The organism is Streptomyces sp. NPDC056479 (genome assembly GCF_042795335.1).
Classification (GTDB): Bacteria; Actinomycetota; Actinomycetes; order Streptomycetales; family Streptomycetaceae; genus Streptomyces.
In genome coordinates this window covers 1,071,431-1,097,029 of record NZ_JBHTRZ010000003.1, presented here as the reverse complement: position 1 = coordinate 1,097,029, position 25,599 = coordinate 1,071,431, and the positions used below count along the sequence as shown (strand labels likewise).

The following is a 25,599-nucleotide window of genomic DNA, read 5'->3' as shown; positions in this document are numbered from 1 at the left end:
GATGGAGGCCGGCCCTCGCGACACCGCACAAGGCACCGAGAACCTCACCGCTGACACGGGTGAGCGGGAGCCGGACGGCGACCGTCCGATCCCCGACGGGCTCGACGAGACCGAGGTCGGCGTCACCGACGACGGCCCCGAGCCCGAGGAGATGTACGCGAGCGGCCCGGAGGTCGAGGTCGAGCTGCGCCCGCAGCGCCGGCTGCGCATCTGGCAGCTCGCGCCCATCGTGGGCCTGGCTGCCGTCGGCTCTCTGATGTTCGCCTTCCCGCTGGCCTTCGACTTCGGCGACAGCGGGGCAGTGATCGCCATGCTGGGGCTCCTGATCTGCTCCTGTGCGGCCGGCTGGGGCATGATGGCCGCCCGCCGCGTCGGTTACACGTGGCCCGGACTGCCCCAGCGGGGCTCTGGGCGCAGCCCGGACTGGCGGGTCGTGCTGGCGTACGTCCTGGTCGTCGCCGCGATCGTCGTGCTGGCCGTGTGGAGAGTGGCTCGCCTGCGGTGAGAGCTGCTTTTTCGGCTCTGTCGTAGCGGCACCGTACGATCGAGGAATGAGCACGCGGATCGCCTTCCTCAAGGGTCACGGCACCGAGAACGACTTCGTGATCGTCCCGGACCCGGAGAACGTCATCGACCTGCCCCCGGCCGCCGTCGCCGCCCTGTGCGACCGTCGCGCGGGCATCGGCGGTGACGGTCTGCTGCATGTCGTGCGGTCCGCTGCGCACCCCGAGGCCAAGGGCATGGCCGCCGAGGCCGAGTGGTTCATGGACTACCGCAACGGCGACGGATCGATCGCGGAGATGTGCGGCAACGGCGTGCGCGTCTTCGCCCGCTACCTCCAGCGCGCCGGGCATGTGGGCGAGGGCGACCTCGCCGTCGCCACGCGCGGCGGCGTGAAGACCGTGCACATCGACAAGGACGGTGACATCACCGTCGGCATGGGCAAGGCCCGCCTCCCCGAAGGCGACGTCACGGTGAGCGTCGGCGAGCACAGCTGGCCCGCCCGGAACGTGAACATGGGCAACCCGCACGCGGTCGCCTTCGTGGACGACCTCGCGCAAGCCGGCGACCTGTACTCCCCGCCGCCGTTCAGCCCGGCCTCGGCCTATCCGGAGGGGGTCAACGTCGAGTTCGTGGTCGATCGCGGACCCCGCCATGTCGCGCTGCGCGTGCACGAGCGCGGTGCCGGCGAGACCCGGTCGTGCGGCACGGGCGCGTGCGCCGTCGCCGTGGCCGCCGCGCGCAGGGACGGCGCCGACCCGACGGTGACCGGTGCCCCCGCGACGTACACCGTCGATGTGCCCGGCGGCACCCTCGTGATCACCGAGCGGCCCGACGGCGAGATCGAGATGACCGGTCCCGCGGTCATCGTGGCCGAGGGTGAGATCGATGCGGAGTGGCTGGAAACGTTCGCTCGCTGAGCCTTCCGTGGCTTGAGAAGTGGAGCGTTGCGTCGTTCGCGGGGTGGGACCTGGGGCTCCTACGCCCCCGGAACGTTCGAAAGAGCGAACTGCGGCTGGCCGTATGGCGCAAAACCGTAAACCTGCAAACCCTCGCTCGAATGGGTGATCCGTTTCACGCTCGGCGAGAGGCGGTCAGTAGCACGTGATGGGCTCGGTAGCATCAAGCACCGGCCCGGACGGGGGACAAGCCGCCATCCCCTGAGCCGTGTTCGCCATGGGGTACCCCGTCCGCCGGTCCACGCAGCCGGAGGTGCCCATGAGTGCGGAGGCCACGAATTCCGCGATGCCAGGCCCGGTAGCAGGCGCTGTGCCGCCTGTCGTGCCGCGCAGGAAGGCCCGCGCACGCATCGACCTGCGCCGCCTCGGCCGGGCGGCGCTGCTCGGCTCGGCCTCACGCGACCGGTTGCCCGACGCGATCAGCCATGTGGTCGACGCCCACCGGGCCCACCATCCCGACGCGGACCTCGAATTGCTGCGCCGCGCCTACGTGCTGGCCGAGTCCTCGCACCGCGGCCAGATGCGCAAGAGCGGCGAGCCGTACATCACACATCCGCTCGCGGTGACCCTGATCCTCGCCGAACTGGGCGCCGAGACCACGACCCTGACGTCCTCCCTGCTCCACGACACCGTCGAGGACACCGATGTGACGCTCGACCAGGTCGGTGAGGAGTTCGGCGCGGAGGTCCGGTTCCTGGTCGACGGCGTGACCAAGCTGGAGAAGGTGGACTACGGCGCCGCCGCCGAGCCCGAGACCTTCCGCAAGATGCTCGTCGCCACCGGCAACGACGTCCGTGTGATGTCGATCAAACTCGCCGACCGGCTGCACAACATGCGCACCCTTGGCGTGATGCGTCCCGAGAAACAGGCCCGGATCGCCAAGGTGACCCGCGACGTTCTCATTCCGCTCGCCGAGCGGCTCGGGGTCCAGGCGCTCAAGACCGAGCTGGAAGACCTGGTCTTCGCGATCCTGCACCCCGAGGAGTACGAGCACACACGGGAGTTGATCGTCGAGAACGCCTCCCGCGGGGACGATCCGCTCGCGGAGATGGCCGACGAGATGCGCGGCGTGCTGCGCGAGGCCGACATCCAGGCCGAAGTCCTCATCCGGCCACGGCACTTCGTGTCCGTGCACCGGGTGTCCCGCAAGCGCGGACGGCTGCGGGGCGCCGACTTCGGGCGGTTGCTGGTGCTGGTGAACGAAGATGCCGACTGTTACGGCGTCCTGGGTGAGCTGCACACCTGTATGACGCCCGTGGTCTCGGAGTTCAAGGACTTCATCGCGGTTCCCAAGTTCAACCTGTACCAGTCGCTGCACACCGCCGTCGCGCGGAAAGACAGGCAGGTCGTCGAAGTACTCATCCGTACGCACCAGATGCACAAGGTCGCCGAGGCCGGCGTCGTCGCGCTCGGCAATCCGTACGCGCCCCCGTCGGAGGACCAGTCCGCTTCGAGTGACGGTGAGCGCGTCGATCCCACGCGGCCCGGGTGGCTGTCACGGCTCCTGGACTGGCAGGAGGCGGCCCCTGACCCGGACACCTTCTGGTCCACGCTGCGTGAGGACCTCGCGCAGGACCGTGAGATCACCGTGTTCCGGCCCGACGGCGGCACGCTGGGGCTGCCCGAGGGCGCGACCTGTGTGGACGCCGCGTACGCGCAGTACGGCGAGGACGCGCACGCGTGCATGGGAGCGCGGGTCAACGGGCGTCTGGCGACGCTCAGCACGGTGCTGCGGGACGGCGACACCGTTCAGCTGCTGATGGGGCAGGATCCGGCATCCGAGCCCTCCAGGGAGTGGCTGGAGCATGCCCATACGCCCGCCGCTCGGATCGCCATCCAGCGATGGCTGGCCGCGCATCCCTCGCAGGGGGGCTCGGACGGCAAGGAGACCGCGGTGGCCTTCCGGGGCGCGGCGGACGAGGCCGTTGCGCCGCCGGCTGCCGCGGAGTCGGCGGGAGCGCGGGTGGCCGGCGAAGGGGCGGTCGGTCGTCTCCGGACCGGCAATGTGCTGGTCGACCGGCCGGGTGCGGCTGTGCGGCTCGCCGGGTGCTGCACTCCTGTGCCGCCCGACGAGGTCACCGGGTTCTCCGTGCGTGGGGGAGTGGTGACCGTTCATCGAGTCGAGTGCGCTGCGGTGGCGCGTATGAAGGGTGTGGGGCGCGCGGAGGTCGATGTGCGCTGGGGGGACACCGCGGAGTGCCGGGTCACGTTGGTCGCCGAATCGTTCGTTCGCCCGCACCTATTGGCCGACCTCACGGAGGCGATGGCGCTGGAGGGGGCGGAGATCGTGTCGGCGACGGTGGAGCCTCCGACGCAGCAGCGGGTGCGTCACACGTACACGGTTCAGCTGCCGGATGCGGCGTTGCTGCCGGGGCTGATGCGGGCGATGCGGAATGTCGCGGGTGTGTATGACGTGAGTCGGGCTCAGACTCAGACGCCGGGGGGGTAGGCAGGGCCAACGGCCCCTGTGAGCCGTACGCCTGCTCGCCGTACGCGACTGTGGCGTCGTGACCTGCACCCGCCTGACGTACCCGTTCGGGTGGGCCGGGCGCGCGTCGTCGACGTCTTCCGCTTGTGCGCTGATAGCCCTGGTTCATGCTGCTCACCCCCCGCAACGAGGCTCAGCGCGCTCGTCGTCCTCGTCGGCGCCTCAAGGCGCCCGCGGTGCTGGCCACCGCCGTCTCCGTCTGTCTCCTCGCCGCCAGTGCTCCCGCCACGCCCCTGGGCATCGGCGACCATCTCTACCCGCACCTGGGAAACCCCGGGTACGACGTGGGCTCGTACGATCTGTCCTTCACCTATCCCGGCAGCAACAGCAAGCCCCTGCAGGCCGAAACCACCATCGACGCCTGGACGACCGAGGATCTGGAGCAGGTCAACCTCGACTTCGCGCACGGCAAGGTGGAGTCCGTCAAGGTCGACGGGGAGGCCGCTTCGTTCCGCAGCGTGGGTGAGGACCTCGTGGTGACGCCCTCGGAGCCGGTGCCCGACGGCAGTTGGATGCGGATCACCGTGCGGCACACCAGTGATCCCGTCTACGGGGAGAAGCGGGAGGGCGGTTGGGTGCGGACCGCGGACGGGCTTGCCATGGCCAATCAGGCCGATGCCGCGCATGTGGTGTTCCCGTGCAACGACCACCCGTCCGACAAGGCGCTGTTCACCATCCGGGTCACCGCGCCCAACGGCTACACCGCCGTCGCCAACGGTCTCCCCACGGATGTGGACCGCGCGGGAGGCTCGACGACCTGGACGTACCGGACACGGCATCCCATGGCCACCGAGCTCGCCCAGGTGTCCATCGGCCGCTCCAAGGTGGTGCACCGCAGCGGGCCGCACGGACTGCCCGTGCGGGACGTCGTACCCGCCGCGGACCGTGAGCGCCTCGAGCCGTGGCTGAAGAAGACGCCCGGCCACATCGCCTGGATGGAGGGCAAGGTCGGACGGTATCCGTTCGAGACCTATGGCCTGCTCATGGCCCATGCCTCCACCGGGTTCGAGCTCGAGACGCAGACGCTCTCGCTGTTCGAGAGGGAGCTCTTCACCCAGGCCGCGTTCCCGAAGTGGTACGTCGAGGCGATCATGGTGCATGAGCTGGCGCATCAGTGGTTCGGCGACAGCGTCAGCCCGCGCACCTGGTCCGACCTGTGGCTCAGCGAGGGGCACGCCACCTGGTACGAGGCTCTGTACGCGGCGGAGAAGGCGGAGCGGCCGCTGGAGGCGCGGATGAAGGCCGCGTATGCCGCCTCCGATCGTTGGCGTGCGGCCGGCGGACCGCCTGCGGCACCCAAGGCGCCCACGGCGGGCAAGAAGACCGGGATCTTCCGGCCCAACGTCTACGACGGTGCGGCCCTGGTTCTGTACGCCCTGCGTGAGGAGATCGGCCGACCGGCCTTCGAGCGTCTGGAGCGGCTCTGGGTGAGCCGTCATCGGGACGAGGCGGCTTCGACGGCTGACTTCGTCGCGCTGGCGGAGGAGGTCGCCGGACGTGACCTCGACGGGTTCCTGCAGCCCTGGCTGTACGGCGAGAAGACCCCGCCGATGCCAGGCCAGCCGGAGTGGAGGTCCGTGGACCCCGAGAAGGCGGTCAAGAAGGTCGGCAAGTCGATGGTCAAGAAGGTCGGCAAGCCGGCGGCCGGGAAGCAGGTAGGGAAGTCGGCGGGGAAGCCCGCGGGGAAGTCGGCGGGGAAGCCGGCGGGGAAGCCTGTGGGCAAGGAGGCGGGCCGGAAATAAGGCGATGACGAGACGGGCCGTGCCGTGCGACCATTTTCAGGTCGGCGCGGCACGGCCCGCGGGAATCTCCCGGGGTGCTCGTGCGTTGTGAGCAGTGACACGGTGCGGTTCCGGGTGCCACGGAATTGGCGCCAGGAATGCTGCCACCGTCGTCACAGGCGGATTTCCCAGAGACGTAAGGACCCAATGACCTCCTCTTCTTCCTTTTCCCAGGACTCACAGCGTTTCGCGGCCACCTATGCCGAAGGTCTTCGGGCCGATGCCCTGATGGAAGAGGACGTCGCCTGGAGCCACGAGATCGACGGAGAGCGGGACGGCGATCAGTTCGACCGCTCCGACCGCGCGGCCCTGCGCCGTGTGGTGGGCCTCTCCACCGAGCTCGAGGACGTCACCGAGGTCGAGTACCGCCAGCTCCGCCTGGAGCGGGTCGTGCTCGTCGGTGTCTGGACCTCGGGAACCTCGCGCGACGCGGAGAACTCGCTGTCGGAGCTCGCCGCCCTCGCGGAGACCGCGGGCGCGCTCGTGCTCGACGGCGTGATCCAGCGCCGCGACAAGCCCGACGCGGCCACCTACATCGGTTCCGGCAAGGCTCATGAGCTGCGGGACATCGTGGTCGACACGGGCGCGGACACCGTCATCTGCGACGGTGAGCTCAGCCCGGGCCAGCTCATCCACCTCGAAGACGTGGTCAAGGTCAAGGTCATCGACCGTACGGCCCTGATCCTCGACATCTTCGCCCAGCACGCCAAGTCCCGAGAGGGCAAGGCGCAGGTCGCGCTCGCACAGATGCAGTACATGCTGCCGAGGCTGCGCGGCTGGGGTCAGTCGCTGTCCCGGCAGATGGGCGGCGGCAAGGGCGGCGGCCTCGCCACCCGTGGTCCCGGTGAGACCAAGATCGAGACGGACCGGCGACGGATCCGCGAGAAGATGGCGAAGATGCGCCGGGAGATCGCGGAGATGAAGACCGGCCGCGACATCCAGCGCCAGGTCCGCCGACGCAACAAGGTGCCCTCGGTCGCCATCGCGGGCTACACCAACGCCGGAAAGTCCTCCCTGCTCAACCGCCTCACGGGCGCGGGCGTGCTGGTCGAGAACGCCCTGTTCGCGACCCTGGACCCGACCGTGCGCCGGGCCGAGACCCCGGGCGGACGGCTGTACACCCTGGCCGACACCGTCGGTTTCGTACGGCACCTGCCGCATCACCTGGTCGAGGCGTTCCGCTCCACCATGGAGGAGGTCGGCGACTCCGACCTGATCCTGCACGTGGTGGACGGCTCGCACCCGGACCCGGAGGAGCAGCTGGCCGCCGTGCGCGAGGTGATCAGGGATGTCGGCGCCACCGACGTGCCCGAGATCGTCGTGATCAACAAGGCCGACGCGGCCGACCCGCTGACCCTTCAGCGGCTGCTGCGGATCGAGAAGCGGTCCATCGCGGTCTCGGCCCGCACCGGCCGGGGCATCGACGAGTTGCTCGCACTGATCGACAACGAGCTGCCGCGGCCCTCGGTCGAGATCGAGGCGCTGGTGCCGTACACCCACGGCAAGCTGGTCGCCCGCGCCCACACCGAGGGCGAGGTGATCTCCGAGGAGCACACCCCGGAGGGCACGCTGCTCAAGGTGCGGGTGCACGAGGAGCTGGCGGCGGACCTCGCGCCGTACGTTCCGGCGCCGACCGCCTGAGCCGTCGTGGCACGGTGGCCCGAGCGGCCCCGGGTGTCGTAGAAGCGCTCGTAGAAGTGCCGAAGGCCCGCTCCCTTTCTCAGGGGAGCGGGCCTTCCGTATGCGTCAGTACGCCTGTGTCAGCGGCCGCCGTACGTCCTGCTCATGTTCTGGTACAGCGACTCGGCACCCGCGCCCAGCTGCGGGCCCGCCAGCCATGTGTTGTCCTCGGGGCCGATCGACGTGTTGGACACCAGCTTGGTGTCGCCGTTCACCACGCGGAACCAGCCGCCGCCCGAGGAACCGCCGGTCATGGTGCAGCCGATGCGGTACATCGTCGGCAGCGCCGGGCTGAGCGAGAGGCGGCCCGGACGGTCGACGCACTTGAACATCTGCAGGCCGTTGAACGGAGGTGCCGCCGGGTAGCCCCACGCGCCCATCGTGGCGACCTCGGTCGCGGACGGGGCGGAGAAGTCGACGTCCAGGGCGCCGGTGGTCTCCTCCAGGGACTTCGAGCCGGCCTCCGGCTTCACATGCAGCACCGAGTAGTCGTACGCGGCGCCGTCGCCGCCCGTGTCCGAGCCGCCCTGGATCCATTCGTTCGACGTCGAGACCCAGTCGGCCCACCAGTTGCCGTAGGGAGCGATCTCCGCGGATGTGGCGCTGCCCAGCTGTGCCTCGGACTTGCCGAGGTCGTTGTAGGCCGGGACGAAGACGATGTTGCGGTACCAGCCGCCGCTCTGTCCGGCGTGCACACAGTGGCCCGCCGTCCAGACGAGGTTGGACTTGCCGGGGTGGTTGACGTCCTTGACGACCGTGCCGGAGCAGACCGCCGGGCCGTCGGGGGTGTCGAAGAAGACCTTGCCGACGGGGGCCGCGTTCTCGTGGTACGGCGTCTTCTCGGCCGTCGCCTCCACAGGCGCCGGCTCCGGATCGCTCACACCCTGGTCGGCCGAGGCGTCCTGCGTGGTGACCGTCTTGTTGGCCTCCTTCGCGGACTGCATCCGGTCAGGCTTCCAGAGCCCCTCGATGACCGGGTTGACGAAGTCCTTGGCCTCGCTGAGCCACTTGTCCTTGTCCCAGTCCTTCCAGGCGCCGTCCTTCCACTTGTCGATGTCGACCCCGTGCTCCTTGAGCTTGTCCGCGATCTCGGACGGGATCTGGATCTTGCCGTCACCGGCGTCGGCGGCTTGGGATGCGGCGGCGTCGGCCCGGTCGCTCGCCGAGTCTCCGGTCGAGCCGTTGCAGGCGGTCGCGGTCAGCGCCAGGGCGGCGGCGAGTCCGGTGGCGGCGAGGACGGAGCGCCGCCTGCGGCCTGGAGCCGCGGGCGTAGATGTGGAACGCATGGTGCGGTAACCCCCGTTGAAGCGTGTTGCTGCTGTAGCGCCGTGATGGCAAGTGCTCGTCGCGGAGGGGCCGTCGTGCAGGTTCTGGTGCGGTCCCTCGGACGCGACACCCCACTATGCCGGTGGAGTTGAGAGCGAACGGCGGTGAGGCGGTGAAGGTTTCTCCCCACCGTCCCACCGCCGTCTGCGGCCGTCACCCCCGGGCTTCGGCGGTCGTCACTGCCCCGCGAACTTCTCTCCCATACCGTCGAAGACCGCCTTGGCCTCCTTGCCCAGCCGCGGACCCGCCAGCCAGCCCGACTCCACCGGCCCGATCGAGGTGTTGGACACGAGCGCGGGCTTGCCGTCCGAGCCCGTCGCGATCCACCCGCCACCGGACGAACCGCCGGTCATGGTGCAGCCGATGCGGTACATGGTCGGGTCCGAGGCATTGATCGACAGCCGGCCAGGCTTGTCCTGGCACTGGTACAGCTTCTGACCGTCGAACGGCGCCGCCGCCGGGTAGCCGATCGCCTTCATGCTGTCCACGTCGGGGACGGCCGGTGCGTTGAAGTCCACCGGAAGCGCCGAACCGACGGTCTCCTCCAGGGACTTTCCGTTGCCGCCGGCCTCCGGCTTCACATGCAGCACGGCGAAGTCGTACGGCGCGCCGTCACCGCCCGTCGGACCGCCCTGCGCGATCCACTGGTCCGAAGTCTGCACCCAGTCGGCCCACCAGACGCCGTACGGGGCGACCTGCTCCTTGGTCGCGCTCTCCAGCGCGGCCGTGTCCATGGCCTTGTCGTTGTACGACGGCACGAACGCGATGTTGCGGTACCAGCCGCCGCTCTTGCCGGCGTGCACACAGTGGCCCGCCGTCCACACCATGTTGGACTTGCCGGGGTTCGCCGGGTCCTGTACGACCGTCGCCGAGCAGACCATCGTGCCTTCGGGGGAGTCGAAGAGCACCTTGCCCGCCACGGGCACGCTGGCGTGATACGTGGGCGACACGGCCTGCGCGTCCACCGGCTCCGGCGTCGGGTCGGTCACGCCTTGGTCACCCGAGAGGTCGCTGTCGTCGACACCTCGGTCCGGGTCCTCGGCGTCGCGCATACGGTCCGGGTCCCACAGTCCCTCGATGATCGGGTTGACGTAGTCCTTGGCCTCGCGCAGCCAGTCCTCCCGGTCCCAGTTCTTCCAGGCGCCGTCCTTCCACTTGTCGATGTCGATCCCGTGCTCTTTGAGCTTGTCCTTGATGTCATCCGGGATCTGGAGCTTGCCCTCGCCCCCGGCGGCGGCGGACGCGGTGGCCTCGCCACCCGCCTCCGCGTCGCCGGAGTCGCAGGCGGTGACGGTGAGGGCCAGCGCCGCGGCGAGCGCGACCAGGGGCAGCGGGGAGGTTCTGCGGCGCGCGCTCCTCCCTCGGCGGGTGGTGAACGACGGCCGTATCGATCGCATGATCTGACTCCCCCTGGAGTGACGGTACTTGGCGCCGCAGCTGTGAGCTTCCGCTGGTCACTCGCGGGTCCGGCCTGCGGCCACGGCGCGTTGGGACGGCACCACACACTATGCGCTCGCTGTGGGGGAGCACCGACGGAACGGCAACGGTTTCGCTACGGGCTGTCTGATCTGGCAACTTGTCCGGGGCGGCGCCGATTTGGTGCCGGTGATCACGGTTTTCGGGGACGTCGACGGACGTGCGGAGTCGTGGCCCGGCTCGGCTCGGTTCCGCTCGGGCGGGCGCTGGACGGTGGGCAGCGGGTGGCGGGCACGGGGTGAGGGCGTGCCGCGCGCCTTGGCCGGATCCGTGGTGGACGGCCCGGGGCGCGCCCGACAACTCTGCGACCGGGAGCGCGAGGGCTCCGCCGACGGTTTTGTCTCGGCAAGGATCTTGAAGCAACCCGTAACCGTCAGAACGGTCCGGTGTTGGTAGCCGTGGGGACCTGACGTCGATGTGCGGTCCTCTGTGCCCAGTTCCCCGGAGTTTCGAGTGGACGCTCGCGGGGCTTCGTATGTCGGGTCGGGCGAGGATGCGAGAAACCTGCTCGCCCCTGGACAGCGGGAGGACAGGGAGCCATGGCCGTGACCGAATCTGTGCGCGGGGCTACATCCGAGTCGGCGGGAGCGGGCGCCGTGCACGAGGGGATCCTGCGACGGCAGTCGGCGCGTGAGTCGGCGGCGCGCACCTACGCGCGTGCCCTGCCGATCGTGCCGGTGCGTGCGCGTGGGCTGACCATCGAGGGGGCGGACGGCAGCCGCTACCTGGACTGCCTCTCCGGCGCGGGGACGTTGGCCCTCGGACACAACCACCCCGTGGTCCTGGAGGCCATCCGCAAGGTCCTCGACTCGGGCGCCCCGCTGCATGTCCTCGACCTGGCGACCCCCGTCAAGGACGCTTTCATCACCGAGCTCTTCCGCACCCTGCCACCCGGCCTCGCGGACAACGCGCGCGTGCAGTTCTGCGGACCGGCCGGGACCGACGCGGTGGAGGCCGCCTTCAAGCTCGTCCGGGTCGCCACCGGGCGCACCGGAATCCTCGCCTTCAGCGGTGCCTACCACGGCATGACCGCCGGAGCGCTCGAAGCATCCGGGGGCGCCTTCGACGTACGGGTCGCGCGCCTGCCCTACCCGCAGGACTACCGCTGCCCCTTCGGCGTCGGCGGCGAACACGGCGCCGAACTCGCCGCCCGCTGGACCGAGTCGGTTCTCGACGACCCCAAGTCGGGCGTACGGCAGCCCGCCGGGATGATCCTCGAACCTGTCCAGGGAGAGGGTGGAGTGATCCCCGCCCCGGACACCTGGCTGCGGCGCATGCGGCAGATCACCGCTGACCGCTCCATCCCCCTGATCGCCGACGAGGTCCAGACCGGAGTCGGGCGCACCGGGTCCTTCTGGGCCGTCGAGCACAGCGGTGTCACGCCCGACGTGATGGTCCTCTCCAAGGCCATCGGGGGCAGCCTGCCCCTGGCCGTCATCGTCTACCGCGACGACCTCGACGCCTGGCAACCGGGCGCCCACGCCGGCACCTTCCGCGGCAACCAACTCGCCATGGCCGCCGGCGCGGCGACGCTCGCCTACGTCCGCGAGAACCGCCTCGCCGAACGCGCAGCCGAACTGGGCGCGCGGATGCTGGATCAACTCCAGCGCCTCGCAGGGGAGTTCGCGTGCATCGGCGATGTACGGGGGAGGGGCTTGATGATCGGGGTCGAGGTCGTGGAGCCGGGCGCCGCACCCGATCGTGTCGAGGGGCGGTCGGTGGCCCTGGCGGCTGCGAGTGGGGGCGAGGGGCTTGGCGTTCTGGACCGGACGGGGGGAGCTGCCGGCTACGCGGAGCCAGGACCGTCGTCTGATCTCGGTGGGCTTGGAGGCGGGGCTGGGGCTGGGCCTGAGGGTGGAGCTGGAGGATTCGTGGGTCTCGGTTCCGCTCGGAGTGTCGGCGGAACCGGGCTGACCGGAGCCGTCCCCATGGGCGTGCCAGTCCGGACTGCGGCGGCTGCGGTGGGGACGCCAGCGGCCGCGGCGCAGGGCTCGGAACCACGTCCCGCCGCCCCTGAACTCGCTGCCGCCATCCAACGCGAGTGCCTTCGACGTGGCCTCATCGTCGAACTCGGCGGCCGTCACTCCAGCGTCGTCCGGCTCTTGCCACCCCTGACCATCAGCGACGAGCAGGCGGCCGCGGTGCTCGACCGACTGGCCGACGCGGTGGACGTGGTGTCCCGGGGCCACGCCGATCACGACCGGCTGCACCGGCCGCACGCAGGGCAGCGGCGCCGCGGCGACCGGGCGGGTTAGCCCAGCAGCCGTTGCGGGGGCGCCGGTACGCACCCCGAATTGTTCCCTTCCATCGTCGTACGCCGACCGAGCCGTAACTGAGCGGCGGCCTACGCCCAAGCGGCACATCACGCTCTCTCGCAACCTCGCTTCCAACTGACACCTCCCTTCCTCACACCTTCCGACGGTGCCCTCTCCAACCCCACGTCCCCCTCGTCGCAGTACGGCAGCCGTCGCCGCGCGAGCCAGAACCATCACAGAGGACCAGCCTTGAACAGCACCCCCGCGCAAGGAACGCCGCAGCGAGAAGACGGGCCGCGACGAGTTGACGTGCCGCGACGAGTGGACGTGCCCCAGCGGGTAGACCTGCCGCAGCAGGCGGACGCGCCACAGGAGCCGGCGTCGCCACAGCAAGTCCGCGCGCAGGTACTGGTCCGGACGCCGGCACAGGCAGGCCCTCCAGATGTCGAGCGCTTGCACGAGGTCGTCTCCGACCTCCTGGAGCACCCTGACCCACACACCGCAGCACAGGCCGCCGCCGTGGAAAACCTGCTCCGCTGCTGGGTACGCGAGACCAACGTGCCGTCACCCCGCAAGGGGATCCTCCGCATCCCCTTGCCTGCCAGCGGTACGGCCCTGCTGGCGCCGGTCGACTACTGGTCCCCGACGGGGTGGCACCGCTTCGGCCTCCCGCAGCTGGCCGATGCCCCCGCCGAGTCCCCACTGATCGATGCCGTCACCCTCGCCGCGCTACTCACCCGGGAGACGCTCTCTCATCCCACCCCCTCCTTCGCCGCCCACTCCCCTCCCTCCGGCACCATCGACGCTCCCGCTCCATCCGCGGCCCCGGCGCCTGACGCCGTACCCCCGGCCTCCGCGGTATCCGGGACCACGACCCCAGTGAGATCCGCAGCTCGCACGGCCCCCGCGATGTCCGACGCCGCCGATCTCGTCGCCCGCGTCGCCGACTCGACTCGACGAACCGCCACCTTCATCAAGGAGCGTCGGGACTGCCAGGCCAACAGCAGCCCTGACCTCTTCCTCTCGGCCGAGCAGGCACTCGTGCTCGGCCACCCGCACCACCCGACGCCGAAGAGTCGCGAGGGCCTCTCCGAGACCGAGGCAGCGTTGTACTCACCCGAGTTGCGTGGCTCCTTCCCCCTGCACTGGCTGGCCGTCGCTCCGTCTGTGCTCGCCGCCGACTCAGCATGGACCGAACGCGGCCGTGTCGTCCCCGCTCCCCAGCTCACGGCCCGGCTTGCCGGCCCTGACCTGCCGTTGCCCGACGGCTATGCGGCCCTTCCGCTCCATCCCTGGCAGCTGCGTGAGATCCGGAACCGCCCCGGGACCTCGGCCCTGCTCGACGCCGGACTGCTTGTCGACCTCGGCGCTCACGGTGCCCCGTGGCATCCCACTTCCTCCGTGCGAACCGTCCACAGACCCCATGCCCCGGTCATGCTCAAGCTGTCGCTGGGCCTGCGTATCACCAACTCCTGCCGTGAGAATCTCCGCAAGGAGCTGCACCGCGGTGTGGAGGTCCACCGACTCCTACGCACGGGACTCGCCACGCAATGGCGGGCGGCGCACCCCACCTTCGACATCGTGCGCGACCCGGCCTGGCTCGCTGTCGACGGGCTGGACGGCACCCCTATGTCCGGTCTCGACGTGATGATCCGGCACAACCCCTTCCATCCCACCGACGACGTGTCCTGCGTAGCTGGACTCGTCTCACCTCTCCCTCGAACTCGCTCCGGACTCACTGCCACCCGACCTCGTTCGGACAAGGAGCCTCTGAGGTCCCGCCTGGCCGAGCTGGTCACGGGTCTCGCCACCCGCACAGGCCGCTCACTAGGGGCAGTCGCTGTCGAGTGGTTCCTGCGCTACCTCGAGCATGTCGTTCGACCCGTGTTGTGGCTGGACGCCGAGGCGGGTATCGCCCTGGAGGCGCACCAGCAGAACACGCTGCTCCTGCTGGACGGTGACGGTTGGCCCTCGGGCGGCCGGTACCGCGACAACCAGGGGTACTACTTCCGTGAGTCCCGGCGCGCCGGGCTGGACACCCGACTGCCAGGCATCGGCAAGCACAGCGACTCCTTCGTCCTGGACGAGGTCACCGACGAGCGGTTCGCGTACTACCTCGTGATCAACAACGTGCTCGGTCTCATCGGGGCGTTCGGCTCCCAGCGCATTGCCGACGAACAGCTACTGCTTGCCGCCTTCCGCCGCTTCCTCGGCGAAGTGGCCTCGGGCCCCGGTCGGCTGCGCACGTCACTGCCCGCTCACCTGCTCGACTCACCCGTGCTGCGCTGCAAGGCCAACCTCCTGACCCGACTGCACGGCCTCGATGAACTCGTAGGGCCCGTGGACACCCAGTCTGTCTACGTCACCATCGCCAACCCCATTCATTCCTGAAGAACATGACCTACCTCGCCTCCTGAGAGGAGCGTCCCGTGCCTCACACCGACGCGAGTGCCGACGCAGGTATCGCCCCAGCCACCGATTTCGGCACCCTCACGAGCCCGGGTGCTCGCGAGGGTCGTATCGGCTCGGCTGCCGAAGCGGGCGCAGATGTTGAGGACACGCTGGACCTGCGCCTGCCCGCTGACTTTGTCGCGCTCTTCGCGGAGGACGTCGGTGTCGGCGGGGGCTGGAGGCGGGGAGCCGACACGGGCGCGCCTGGCTTCGTCGCCCCGGTTGCTCCTGATCTGCTGGGCAGCGTCGTCGACTGGGGGCCGGTCAGTACATCGGCAGGAGTGCTGCACCTGGTCCCCGCGCGGATCGAACGAGACCTTCCGATCATCAGCCGCTGGATGAACGACCCCACCGTCACGGCCTTCTGGGGCCTCGCCGGACCCGAGAACGCGACCGAGGAGCATCTGCTCTCCCAGCTGTTCGGTGACGGACGCAGCGTTCCGTGCGTCGGCATGTTGGACGGCACGCCGATGAGCTACTGGGAGATCTACCGGGCCGACCTCGACCCACTGGCCCGCCACTACCCGGCTCGACCACATGACATCGGAGTGCATCTCCTGATCGGGACCACCGGTGACCGAGGGCGAGGTCTCGGCGGAACTCTTCTCCGAGCCGTCGCCAACCTCGCGCTCGACAAGCGACCCGCCTGCGCCCGCATCGTCGCGGAACCTGACATTCGCAACACCCCTTCTATCGCCGCATTCCTGAGCGCCGGCTTCCGCTTCTCCGCCGAGATCGAGCTGCCCGCCAAGCGGGCCGCCCTCATGATCAGAGACCGAAGCCTGCACCATCTGCTGTGACGCCACGTCGCGGTGTCATCACTTTTGGTACACCGCTCGCGCCGATCCGGTTCCCACTCCCGGCGAACCGAAATCAGGCGAGTCGATCTCGGTCGTATCGAGTCGCTCTCTGCTGGGGCTGGTCGCTGGCCACTGGGGCCGGGCCTGTCTGCCCGGGCGTAGCCGACCTCCGCTGGGATCGGGTCGATTGCCCAGTCACTCCGTGCACGGGCTTGGCTTGATCGACCACACCTTGACCGCCCCGGACTGTGGCTTCGCCGTCCCAGCCCGCCCCCGAATCAATCCGGCCACAGACCAACCAGCCTTGATCACTCGTCCCCGACCAACCCAGATTTGGTCACGACCGATCCAACCCCGACCGCCTCCAAGCCGCCCCTGACCTCACCCGAACCAATCCCGCACCCACCCGAACAGATCCGGTCCCCACCCGAGGAACCCCCGGTCTTGATCCAGTCCCCCGTCCCCACCGCGGGCGCTCGTTTGTCAGTCCCGGGCCGTAGGGTGGTCGGGCTATGACGAAGCCCTCACTCCCCGAACTCCTGCATGCTGCCGTCACTGCCGTTGGCGGCACGGAGCGCCCCGGCCAGGTGACGATGGCCGAATCCGTCGCCGAGGCGATCGATGGCGGATCTCATCTGCTGGTCCAGGCCGGCACCGGCACCGGAAAGTCGCTGGGCTATCTCGTGCCCGCGCTCGCGCACGGGGAGCGCGTCGTCGTTGCGACGGCCACGCTGGCCCTTCAGCGCCAGCTCGTGGAGCGGGACCTGCCGCGCACGGTGGATGCGCTGCATCCGCTGCTGCGCCGTCGCCCGGAGTTCGCCATGCTCAAGGGCAGGTCGAATTACCTGTGTCTGCACCGTCTGCACGAGGGCGTCCCGCAGGACGAGGAAGAGGGCCTCTTCGACCAGTTCGAGGCCGCGGCACCCACCAGCAAGCTGGGGCAGGACCTGCTGAGGTTGCGTGACTGGTCGGACGAGACCGAGACGGGTGACCGCGACAATCTGACGCCTGGTGTGTCCGACCGGGCCTGGGCTCAGGTGTCGGTGTCGTCGCGGGAATGCCTCGGCGCCACCAAGTGCGCGTACGGCGCCGAATGCTTCGCCGAGATGGCCCGTGAGCGAGCCAAGCTCTCGGAGGTCGTCGTCACCAACCACGCGCTGCTCGCGATCGACGCCATCGAGGGCGCCCCGGTCCTCCCGCAGCACGAGGTTCTGATCGTCGACGAGGCGCACGAACTGGTCTCCCGTGTCACCGGAGTCGCGACCGGCGAACTCACTCCCGGCCAGGTCAACCGCGCGGTGCGCCGTGCCGCGAAGCTGGTCAACGAGAAGGCCGCCGACCAGCTCCAGACGGCCGCCGAGGGCTTCGAACGACTGATGGAGCTGGCCCTGCCGGGCCGCCTGGAGGAGATCCCGGAAGACCTCGCCTACGCGCTCATGGCACTGCGCGACGCGTGCCGCACCGTCATTTCCGCGATCGGCGCGACCCGTGACAAATCCGTGCAGGACGAGGACGCGGTCCGTAAGCAGGCACTGGCGTCGGTCGAGTCGGTGCACGACGTCGCGGAGCGGATCACCAACGGATCGGAGTGGGACGTCGTCTGGTACGAGCGTCACGACCGCTTCGGCGCGTCCTTGCGGGTGGCGCCCATGTCGGTGTCGGGTCTGCTGAGGGAGAAGCTCTTCGCGGACCGCTCCGTCACGCTGACCTCCGCGACCTTGAAGCTCGGCGGCGACTTCAATGGTGTCGGTGCCTCTCTGGGACTTGCTCCGGAGGGCACGGAAGGCGACGACCTCCCGCAGTGGAAGGGCGTGGATGTCGGCTCGCCGTTCGAGTACCGCAAGCAGGGCATCCTGTACGTCGCCAAGCACCTGTCGCGCCCGGCGCGGGACGGCGATCGCATGGACATGCTCGACGAGCTGACCGAACTGATCCAGGCGGCGGGTGGCCGCACGCTCGGTCTGTTCTCCTCGATGCGGGCCGCCCAGCTGGCCGCCGAGGAGCTCCGCTCCCGCATCCCGGAGTTCCCGATCCTCCTCCAGGGCGAGGAGACGCTCGGCGAGCTGATCAAGAACTTCTCGGCCGACCCGAAGACCTGCCTGTTCGGCACCTTGTCCCTCTGGCAGGGCGTTGATGTACCCGGCCCCAGTTGTCAGCTGGTCGTCATGGACAAGATCCCGTTCCCGAGGCCGGACGACCCGCTGATGAGCGCTCGCCAGAAGGCGGTGGAGGACGCCGGCGGCAACGGCTTCATGGCGGTCGCCGCCACCCACGCCGCGCTGCTCATGGCTCAGGGCGCCGGCCGCCTCGTACGGGCCTCGGGGGATCGCGGCGTGGTCGCCGTACTGGACCAGCGGCTGGCGACGGCCCGGTACGGGAGCTATCTGAAGGCGTCACTGCCTGACTTCTGGTACACGACGGACCGTAATCAAGTCCGGAAGTCGCTGGCCTCGATCGACTCCGTGGCGAAGCAGGCGGAGGCGGCGGAGTCCCAGTGATCGTGGTTAGCCTGTCGCGGTGCCCGCGACAGGCTAACCGCTGATCCAAGACGCGGTGACGTCGGGGCCCCTACACCCTGCGGGCCCCGGAGACAGCACAGGGCCCCGGAACCGGCGCAGGGGTCCCGGGGCCCGGTCAGAGGGCGATTGCCTTTCGGACTTCGCCCGCCGCAGCCGTTACACGCGCCGCAGCACCGCCACCACCTTGCCTAGAATAGTCGCGTCGTCGCCGGGGATCGGCTCGTACGCGGAGTTGTGCGGGAGGAGCCAGACGTGGCCGTCCTCGCGCTTGAAGCGCTTCACGGTGGCCTCGCCGTCGAGCATCGCGGCCACGATGTCGCCGTTCTCGGCGACCGGCTGGCGCCGGACCGTTACCCAGTCGCCGTCGCAGATCGCGGCCTCGATCATCGAGTCACCGACGACCTTCAGGACGAACAGCTCACCGTCGCCGACCAGCTGCCGGGGGAGAGGGAAGACGTCCTCGACCGACTCCTCGGCGAGGATCGGGCCACCGGCGGCGATGCGGCCGACCAGCGGGACGTAGGACGCGGCGGGCTTGCCTGCCGTGTCCGTGGGCTGCACGGAGGCGGCCTGGTCGGAGCCGCGCACCTCGTATGCGCGCGGGCGGTGCGGGTCGCGGCGGAGGAAGCCCTTGCGCTCCAGCGCCATCAGTTGGTGCGCGACCGAGGACGTGCTCGACAGGCCGACCGCCTGACCGATCTCCCGCATCGACGGCGGGTAGCCACGCCGCTGCACGGAGTCCCTGATGACCTCGATCACGCGGCGCTGCCTGTCGGTGAGTCCCGAGCTGTCCGCCCGGATGCCAGGAGGTCGACCTGGCAGGGAACGCTTGTGTCCCTCGGGATTCATGGCTTCGTTCATCGCATGCACCGGCTCGAGTCGGCCCTGGGAGCGGTCCTGGGCAGTGATGGTGGCACTGTCTGCGGTGGTGGTCACGTCGGCCCCTCTCGATGGTCTCCCTGCTGCACAACGGTAGTTGCTTTCGAAAGGTTGCGCCAAACACACGTTCGAGTGAAAAATCGCGGATCGGCTTACGTGATCGCGTGTCTGGGTGTATGGCTGACGAGCTACCCGGCGGGCAAAAGGGCCCATTGTTGTACTCTTCACCGCCGGGGTGACGACCTCGTGGGTTGTTGCCCCAGTCTGCCATCAGGGATCACTTCAACCGGGAACCGACCCCCATCTGTGCGGGAGTCATACGTCCCCTCCGTGCGGCGCTCACGGTATCTCCGTATGTGCCCCAGCGGTATGGGTGTGCAACGGAGTTGTACCGCGCGCGGGTGTGGCCGTACGGCACATGCCGCTGTCCGTGCGACACGCGCGTACGGCTTGGATGTATGAGCCAATCCCCACATCTAGTGGTTGGATTGCAGCAGCAGCCCAGAAGTTGTGGTCCCCCAGGTCTTCGGACCCTCGGAGATCGCCTATGCTTGGGGCTGCTTCGCGGGGCCCATGTGGCCCAGCGAGGCTATTGAGTCTGCTGTGAGGAGGGTTCGGAGTTATGCACTGTCCCTTCTGCAGGCACCCCGACAGCCGTGTCGTCGACAGCCGTACGACCGACGACGGCACGTCGATCCGCAGGCGCCGCCAGTGTCCTGACTGCTCCCGTCGTTTCACGACCGTGGAGACGTGCTCGCTGATGGTGATCAAGCGGTCCGGAGTCACGGAGCCGTTCAGCCGTACCAAGGTCATCAACGGTGTGCGCAAGGCATGCCAGGGACGACCTGTCACCGAGGACGCGCTCGCCCAGCTCGGCCAACGGGTCGAGGAGGCGGTGCGGGCCACCGGTAGCGCCGAGCTGACCACCCACGACGTGGGGCTGGCCATACTCGGCCCGTTGCAGGAGCTCGACCTCGTCGCCTATCTGCGATTCGCCTCCGTCTACCGGGCTTTCGACTCGCTCGAGGACTTCGATGCAGCGATCGCGGAACTGAGGGAGACGACGGGACACCCCGCCGCGGACGAGGACGACCGCGACGACGGCGTGGACGCAGTCACGGGGGGCCAGGAAGACGATCGCGGGTCCGGAGGGACTGCACAGGTCCCCGTGCCCGCCAACGCCGCCGACTGAGGGCGGGCCGGACCCGGTCGTCAGACCTGGGATCCGGCCGAGAGGGCGGCGACAGAAGACCTGCTGCGGGTGGCGATCAGAGGTGCCCGCAGCACCAGACAGAACACGTGCCACGGGGAACATCGGGGCACTTCAGGGCGTTTTCGCCCGTAGAGGGAGGCGGCATGACAGAGACGGCGAGCGGTCCGGCACGGAGTTCCCGCGCCAAGGGCACCAAGGCGACCAAGGGACTGCGTATCGAGCGCATCCACACCACCCCCGGCGTGCACCCGTACGACGAGGTGGCCTGGGAGCGCCGTGACGTCGTCATGACCAACTGGCGCGACGGCTCGGTGAACTTCGAGCAGCGCGGCGTCGAGTTCCCCGACTTCTGGTCGGTGAACGCGGTCAACATCGTCACCAGCAAGTACTTCCGCGGTGCCGTCGGCACCCCGCAGCGCGAGGTGAGCCTGAAGCAGCTCATCGACCGCATCGTGAAGACGTATCGGAAGGCCGGCGAGGACTACAAGTACTTCGCGTCGCCCGCCGATGCCGAGATCTTCGAGCACGAGCTGGCCTACGCCCTCCTGCACCAGATCTTCAGCTTCAACAGCCCGGTGTGGTTCAACGTCGGCACGCCCCAGCCGCAGCAGGTCTCCGCCTGCTTCATCCTGTCGGTCGACGACTCCATGGAGTCGATCCTCGATTGGTACAAGGAAGAGGGCATGATCTTCAAGGGCGGCTCCGGCGCCGGCCTGAACCTCTCCCGGATCCGCTCCTCCAAGGAGCTGCTGTCCTCCGGCGGCAACGCCTCCGGTCCGGTCTCCTTCATGCGCGGTGCCGACGCCTCCGCAGGAACGATCAAGTCGGGCGGCGCCACCCGCCGGGCCGCCAAGATGGTCATCCTCGACGTCGACCACCCCGACATCGAGGACTTCATCGAGACCAAGGTGAAGGAAGAGGAGAAGATCCGCGCCCTGCGCGACGCGGGCTTCGACATGGACCTCGGCGGCGACGACATCACGTCCGTCCAGTACCAGAACGCCAACAACTCGGTCCGCGTGAACGACACGTTCATGAAGGCCGTCGAGACGGGCGGCAAGTTCGGTCTGACGTCCCGTATGACCGGCGAGGTCATCGAAGAGGTCGACGCCAAGGCCCTGTTCCGCAAGATGGCCGAGGCCGCGTGGGCCTGCGCCGACCCGGGCATCCAGTACGACGACACCATCAACCACTGGCACACGTGCCCGGAGTCCGGCCGTATCAACGGCTCGAACCCCTGCAGCGAGTACATGCACCTGGACAACACGTCCTGCAACCTCGCCTCGCTGAACCTGATGAAGTTCCTGAAGGACGACGGCAAGGGCAAGCAGTCCTTCGACGTCGAGCGCTTCGCGAAGGTCGTCGAGCTCGTCATCACCGCGATGGACATCTCCATCTGCTTCGCGGACTTCCCGACGCAGAAGATCGGTGAGAACACGCGCGCGTTCCGCCAGCTCGGCATCGGCTACGCCAACCTCGGCGCCCTGCTGATGGCGACCGGCCACGCGTACGACTCGGACGGCGGCCGTGCCCTCGCCGGTGCCATCACCTCCCTGATGACGGGCACGTCGTACAAGCGTTCCGCCGAACTCGCCGCGGTCGTCGGCGCGTACGACGGTTACGCCCGCAACGCCCAGCCGCACCTGCGTGTCATGAAGCAGCACGCCGACGCCAACACCGCGGCCGTGCGCATGGACGACCTGGACACGCCGATCTGGGCCGCCGCCACGGAGGCCTGGCAGGACGTGCAGCGCCTTGGTGAGAAGAACGGTTTCCGTAACTCCCAGGCGTCCGTCATCGCCCCGACCGGCACCATCGGTCTGGCGATGTCCTGCGACACCACCGGTCTTGAGCCCGACCTCGCGCTGGTCAAGTTCAAGAAGCTGGTCGGCGGCGGCTCGATGCAGATCGTCAACGGCACCGTCCCGCAGGCCCTGCGCCGCCTGGGCTACCAGGAGGAGCAGATCGAGGCGATCGTCGCCCACATCGCCGAGAACGGCAATGTCGTCGACGCCCCGGGCCTCAAGCACGAGCACTACGAGGTGTTCGACTGCGCCATGGGCGAGCGCTCCATCTCCGCGATGGGCCACGTCCGCATGATGGCCGCGATCCAGCCGTGGATCTCCGGCGCCCTGTCCAAGACGGTCAACATGCCGGAGTCGGCGACCGTCGAGGAGGTCGAGGAGATCTACTTCGAGGCCTGGAAGATGGGCGTCAAGGCGCTCGCCATCTACCGCGACAACTGCAAGGTCGGCCAGCCCCTCTCCGCCAAGACCAAGGAGAAGGAGAAGACCGAGATCACGGAGAAGGCCGAGGCCACCATCCGTGAGACGGTCGAGAAGGTCGTCGAGTACCGCCCGGTCCGCAAGCGCCTCCCGAAGGGCCGTCCCGGCATCACGACGTCCTTCACCGTCGGCGGCGCCGAGGGCTACATGACCGCCAACTCCTACCCGGACGACGGTCTCGGCGAGGTCTTCCTGAAGATGTCCAAGCAGGGCTCGACGCTCGCGGGCATGATGGACGCCTTCTCCATCGCGGTCTCCGTGGGCCTCCAGTACGGCGTGCCGCTGGAGACGTACGTCTCGAAGTTCACGAACATGCGCTTCGAGCCGGCCGGTATGACGGACGACCCGGACGTGCGGATGGCGCAGTCGATCGTCGACTACATCTTCCGCCGCCTGGCGCTGGACTTCCTGCCCTTCGAGACGCGGTCCGCGCTCGGCATCCACTCCGCCGAGGAGCGTCAGCGTCACCTGGAGACCGGTTCGTACGAGGCCGGCGATGACGAGGTGGACGTCGAGGGCCTGGCCCAGTCGGCGCCGCGCGCCCAGGAGCTGAAGGCCGTCGCCACGCCGAAGGCCGAGGTCGAGGCGGCCAAGCCCGCTCCGCAGCAGGCGCACACCAGCGCCGAGTTGGTGGAGATGCAGCTGGGCATCCAGGCCGACGCCCCGCTGTGCTTCTCCTGCGGCACGAAGATGCAGCGGGCCGGCTCCTGCTACATCTGCGAGGGCTGCGGCTCGACCAGCGGTTGCAGCTGACACCGTGCGGGCCCGGCCGTTGGGTAGCCCCTGAAGGGCTCTGACGGCAGGCTCCGCAAGGATGAGGGGTGCCGACCACATGGTCGGCACCCCTCATCGCTGTTCGTCCCCCCGCGCGCGTGGGACGTTCCCACGCGCGCGTAGGGGCTCTCAAGGCCGGCGAGCCCGGCCCATGGTCGCTGTGAACGTCGACGGATCGTCCTCGAAACCTTGGATGCCGGAACGGAACTCCCAGGTGCTCGAACCCTCACGTACGAACTCCGCGACCGTGGCCGCCGTCGACCCGAGGACACCGCCGAAATCGTCCTCGGCCATGACGGTGTAGCCCTCGCGGATACGCAGGGCCGGCTTGATCACGCTGACGAACGTGCGCTGCGCGGGGCGCTGCTGGATCACCACGCCGACCAGCACGCGCGCGTACCGGCTGTCGAGCCGGTCGAGCTCCACGGTCAGCACCTCGTCCCAGCCGAAGCCCTTGCCGTCCTTGCTGTCCCGGTTGAGGTAGATGGTCCCGTCGGGAGAGCGGCTGTCGAAGTGCACCACATAGGCGGGATCCCCGTAGGGATCGCTGGCCAGATAGGTCGCGGCGACTATGTCCAGATCGGTGGGCGGCTGTCCGGCCGGACTCGGATCCCACTTGACTGAGATCTCGACTTTCCGGATTCCCTTGTTGATGGCGTTCACCAGGCTTCCCCTTCCCCGTTACGCGTCTGCCCTCAGCCCGAACTGCCCATCGGACAAGGCCGGTTGTCCATCCTGCCACGCGCGCGGGATCGTGCGCCGGGGAGCTCTCCTGCCGAGCGTGACCGACGCCACGCTCCGTGGCCTTACCATGGCGCGGTGCTGGTCAAGTGGATTCGCTGCACCGTGGTGGACCGCCGCGGCTTCGAGCGGGGGCAGCGAAAATGGGCGGGGCTTCTGGGGGAGCCGGGATTTCGGGGGCAGGGCGGTGGTTGGAGCCGGGGGCGGCAGGGGGTAGCGCACATCTTCTCGTTCTGGGAGAGCCGTTCCTTCTACGACTCCTTCATGGCGCGCTCCCACGACAGACTGGCGGCGGCTCAGTCGGGCACCTACAAGGACATGCAGGTCAAGCTCTTCGACTACCGCTTCGACGTGAAGACCGGCTTCGAGCCGCGCTTCACCGAAGCGGACCTCGTCCGGGTGGCCCACTGCCGTGTCCATGAGGAGCGGGCCGAGCACTTCACGCTCATGCAGGAGAAGGTCTGGAACCCCGCCATGGCCGGCTCTCCCGGTATGGTCCGCGGACTGTTCGGCGAGGCGCCGGGTCATGAGTTCCTGGTGCTGTCGATGTGGCAGTCGGCCGCGGAGCACGGCAAGTACCGCACCGAGCGGGTGGAGCGGCTGGCACTGCGAGCCCAGACGGAGGCTGACGTCGCGGCCCTTACGGGTGACATCGTGGAGCTCGAAGCGACTTGGACGGTTTGATTTCCGGACCCGTTGCGCGTGCGCGTCCCTGTGGCTGGCGGTGCAGGAAATGTGTGACCTACGCCGTATGGAGCCCGTCTGAGTGCTCAATAGGGCGTCGGCCGATCTAGGGTTTTGGCATGGCACGACCACGGCGCATCGTCCTTGTCCGGCACGGCGAGTCAACGGGCAATGTTGATGACACCGTTTACGAGCGTGAGCCCGACCACGCGTTGGCTCTGACCGACCGCGGCTGGCGGCAGGCGGAGGAGACGGGCAAACGCCTGCGGGAGGTGTTCGGCCGCGAGCGCGTCAGTGTGTACGTCTCGCCCTACCGCCGCACCCATGAGACGCTGCGCGCCTTCCACCTCGACCCTGAGCTCATACGGGTGCGCGAGGAGCCCCGCCTGCGCGAGCAGGACTGGGGGAACTGGCAGGACCGTGACGACGTACGCCTCCAGAAGTCCTATCGGGACGCCTACGGTCACTTCTTCTACCGCTTCGCCCAGGGCGAGTCCGGCGCCGACGTGTACGACCGTGTCGGAAACTTCCTGGAGAGCCTGTACCGCAGTTTCGAGGCGCCGGACCATCCACCGAACGTGCTGCTCGTGACCCACGGACTGGCCATGCGGCTGTTCTGCATGCGCTGGTTCCACTGGACGGTCGCGGACTTCGAGTCGCTGTCGAACCCGGGGAACGCGGAGATGCGGATGCTCGTTCTCGGAGACGACGGCAAGTACACGCTTGACCGGCCGTTCGACCGTTGGCGAGATCCGGAACCGTACGGGATCACCGGATAGAGTGGCAG

Annotated in this window: 17 protein-coding genes; 13 read left to right on the top strand and 4 right to left on the bottom strand. The window is 68.9% G+C overall.

Annotation, left to right across the window (positions count from 1 at the left end; translation table 11 throughout):
- Position 1: 1 nt before the first annotated feature.
- The 5 genes from ACFQ6S_RS16315 to hflX all read left to right on the top strand — a co-directional run bounded on the left by ACFQ6S_RS16315 (position 2) and on the right by hflX (position 7,370).
- The gene (locus tag ACFQ6S_RS16315) at positions 2-505 is read left to right on the top strand and encodes a hypothetical protein (protein WP_383409302.1); all 504 of its coding nucleotides are present in this window, start codon (positions 2-4) and stop codon (positions 503-505) included.
- Between the two features lie 46 nt (positions 506-551).
- Positions 552-1,421, top strand: a complete 870-nt coding sequence (gene dapF / locus ACFQ6S_RS16310; RefSeq protein ID WP_383409062.1) for a diaminopimelate epimerase — start codon at positions 552-554, stop codon at positions 1,419-1,421.
- A 298-nt stretch (positions 1,422-1,719) separates the two neighbouring features.
- Positions 1,720-3,909, top strand: a complete 2,190-nt coding sequence (locus tag ACFQ6S_RS16305) for a RelA/SpoT family protein (protein WP_383409059.1) — start codon at positions 1,720-1,722, stop codon at positions 3,907-3,909.
- A 146-nt stretch (positions 3,910-4,055) separates the two neighbouring features.
- Positions 4,056-5,690, top strand: coding sequence for a M1 family metallopeptidase (locus tag ACFQ6S_RS16300; protein ID WP_383409056.1), 1,635 nt, complete (start codon positions 4,056-4,058; stop codon positions 5,688-5,690).
- Positions 5,691-5,876: 186 nt separating this feature from the next.
- Positions 5,877-7,370 carry a GTPase HflX gene (gene hflX / locus ACFQ6S_RS16295; protein ID WP_383409053.1) on the top strand — a complete coding sequence of 498 codons (1,494 nt, stop codon included), beginning with the start codon at positions 5,877-5,879 and terminating at the stop codon, positions 7,368-7,370.
- Positions 7,371-7,489: 119 nt separating this feature from the next.
- On the opposite strand, the gene ACFQ6S_RS16290 is transcribed toward hflX, so the two are convergent.
- Complete coding sequence (locus ACFQ6S_RS16290; protein WP_383409050.1) at positions 7,490-8,695, bottom strand: trypsin-like serine peptidase; 1,206 nt, start codon at positions 8,693-8,695, stop codon at positions 7,490-7,492.
- 216 nt (positions 8,696-8,911) lie between these two features.
- The gene (locus ACFQ6S_RS16285) at positions 8,912-10,132 is read right to left on the bottom strand and encodes a trypsin-like serine peptidase (RefSeq protein ID WP_383409047.1); all 1,221 of its coding nucleotides are present in this window, start codon (positions 10,130-10,132) and stop codon (positions 8,912-8,914) included.
- A 618-nt stretch (positions 10,133-10,750) separates the two neighbouring features.
- Between ACFQ6S_RS16285 and ACFQ6S_RS16280 the strand changes: the two genes are divergently transcribed.
- The 4 genes from ACFQ6S_RS16280 to ACFQ6S_RS16265 all read left to right on the top strand — a co-directional run bounded on the left by ACFQ6S_RS16280 (position 10,751) and on the right by ACFQ6S_RS16265 (position 18,215).
- Positions 10,751-12,466 (top strand): diaminobutyrate--2-oxoglutarate transaminase family protein, encoded by a 1,716-nt coding sequence (locus ACFQ6S_RS16280; protein WP_383409044.1) that lies wholly within the window; start codon positions 10,751-10,753, stop codon positions 12,464-12,466.
- A 309-nt stretch (positions 12,467-12,775) separates the two neighbouring features.
- Positions 12,776-14,857 carry an IucA/IucC family protein gene (locus ACFQ6S_RS16275; RefSeq protein ID WP_383409041.1) on the top strand — a complete coding sequence of 694 codons (2,082 nt, stop codon included), beginning with the start codon at positions 12,776-12,778 and terminating at the stop codon, positions 14,855-14,857.
- Between the two features lie 38 nt (positions 14,858-14,895).
- Positions 14,896-15,717, top strand: coding sequence for a GNAT family N-acetyltransferase (locus ACFQ6S_RS16270; protein WP_383409038.1), 822 nt, complete (start codon positions 14,896-14,898; stop codon positions 15,715-15,717).
- A 512-nt stretch (positions 15,718-16,229) separates the two neighbouring features.
- A complete protein-coding gene (locus ACFQ6S_RS16265; protein WP_383409036.1) occupies positions 16,230-18,215 on the top strand; it encodes an ATP-dependent DNA helicase in 1,986 nt (661 codons plus the stop codon).
- Between the two features lie 177 nt (positions 18,216-18,392).
- Here the strand turns inward: ACFQ6S_RS16265 and lexA are convergent, their stop codons facing one another.
- The gene (gene lexA, locus ACFQ6S_RS16260) at positions 18,393-19,172 is read right to left on the bottom strand and encodes a transcriptional repressor LexA (protein ID WP_093911680.1); all 780 of its coding nucleotides are present in this window, start codon (positions 19,170-19,172) and stop codon (positions 18,393-18,395) included.
- A 565-nt stretch (positions 19,173-19,737) separates the two neighbouring features.
- On the opposite strand from lexA, the gene nrdR reads away from it, so the two are divergent.
- Both nrdR and ACFQ6S_RS16250 read left to right on the top strand, forming a co-directional pair.
- Positions 19,738-20,307, top strand: coding sequence for a transcriptional regulator NrdR (gene nrdR, locus ACFQ6S_RS16255; RefSeq protein WP_383409031.1), 570 nt, complete (start codon positions 19,738-19,740; stop codon positions 20,305-20,307).
- A 164-nt stretch (positions 20,308-20,471) separates the two neighbouring features.
- Positions 20,472-23,366, top strand: a complete 2,895-nt coding sequence (locus ACFQ6S_RS16250; RefSeq protein ID WP_383409028.1) for a vitamin B12-dependent ribonucleotide reductase — start codon at positions 20,472-20,474, stop codon at positions 23,364-23,366.
- Between the two features lie 150 nt (positions 23,367-23,516).
- On the opposite strand, the gene ACFQ6S_RS16245 is transcribed toward ACFQ6S_RS16250, so the two are convergent.
- Positions 23,517-24,050, bottom strand: a complete 534-nt coding sequence (locus tag ACFQ6S_RS16245) for a TerD family protein (RefSeq protein WP_383409026.1) — start codon at positions 24,048-24,050, stop codon at positions 23,517-23,519.
- A 156-nt stretch (positions 24,051-24,206) separates the two neighbouring features.
- On the opposite strand from ACFQ6S_RS16245, the gene ACFQ6S_RS16240 reads away from it, so the two are divergent.
- Together ACFQ6S_RS16240 and ACFQ6S_RS16235 are read left to right on the top strand one after the other, a co-directional pair.
- The gene (locus tag ACFQ6S_RS16240; RefSeq protein ID WP_383409023.1) at positions 24,207-24,812 is read left to right on the top strand and encodes a YdbC family protein; all 606 of its coding nucleotides are present in this window, start codon (positions 24,207-24,209) and stop codon (positions 24,810-24,812) included.
- Between the two features lie 119 nt (positions 24,813-24,931).
- The gene (locus tag ACFQ6S_RS16235) at positions 24,932-25,591 is read left to right on the top strand and encodes a histidine phosphatase family protein (protein ID WP_383409020.1); all 660 of its coding nucleotides are present in this window, start codon (positions 24,932-24,934) and stop codon (positions 25,589-25,591) included.
- Positions 25,592-25,599 lie beyond the last annotated feature (8 nt).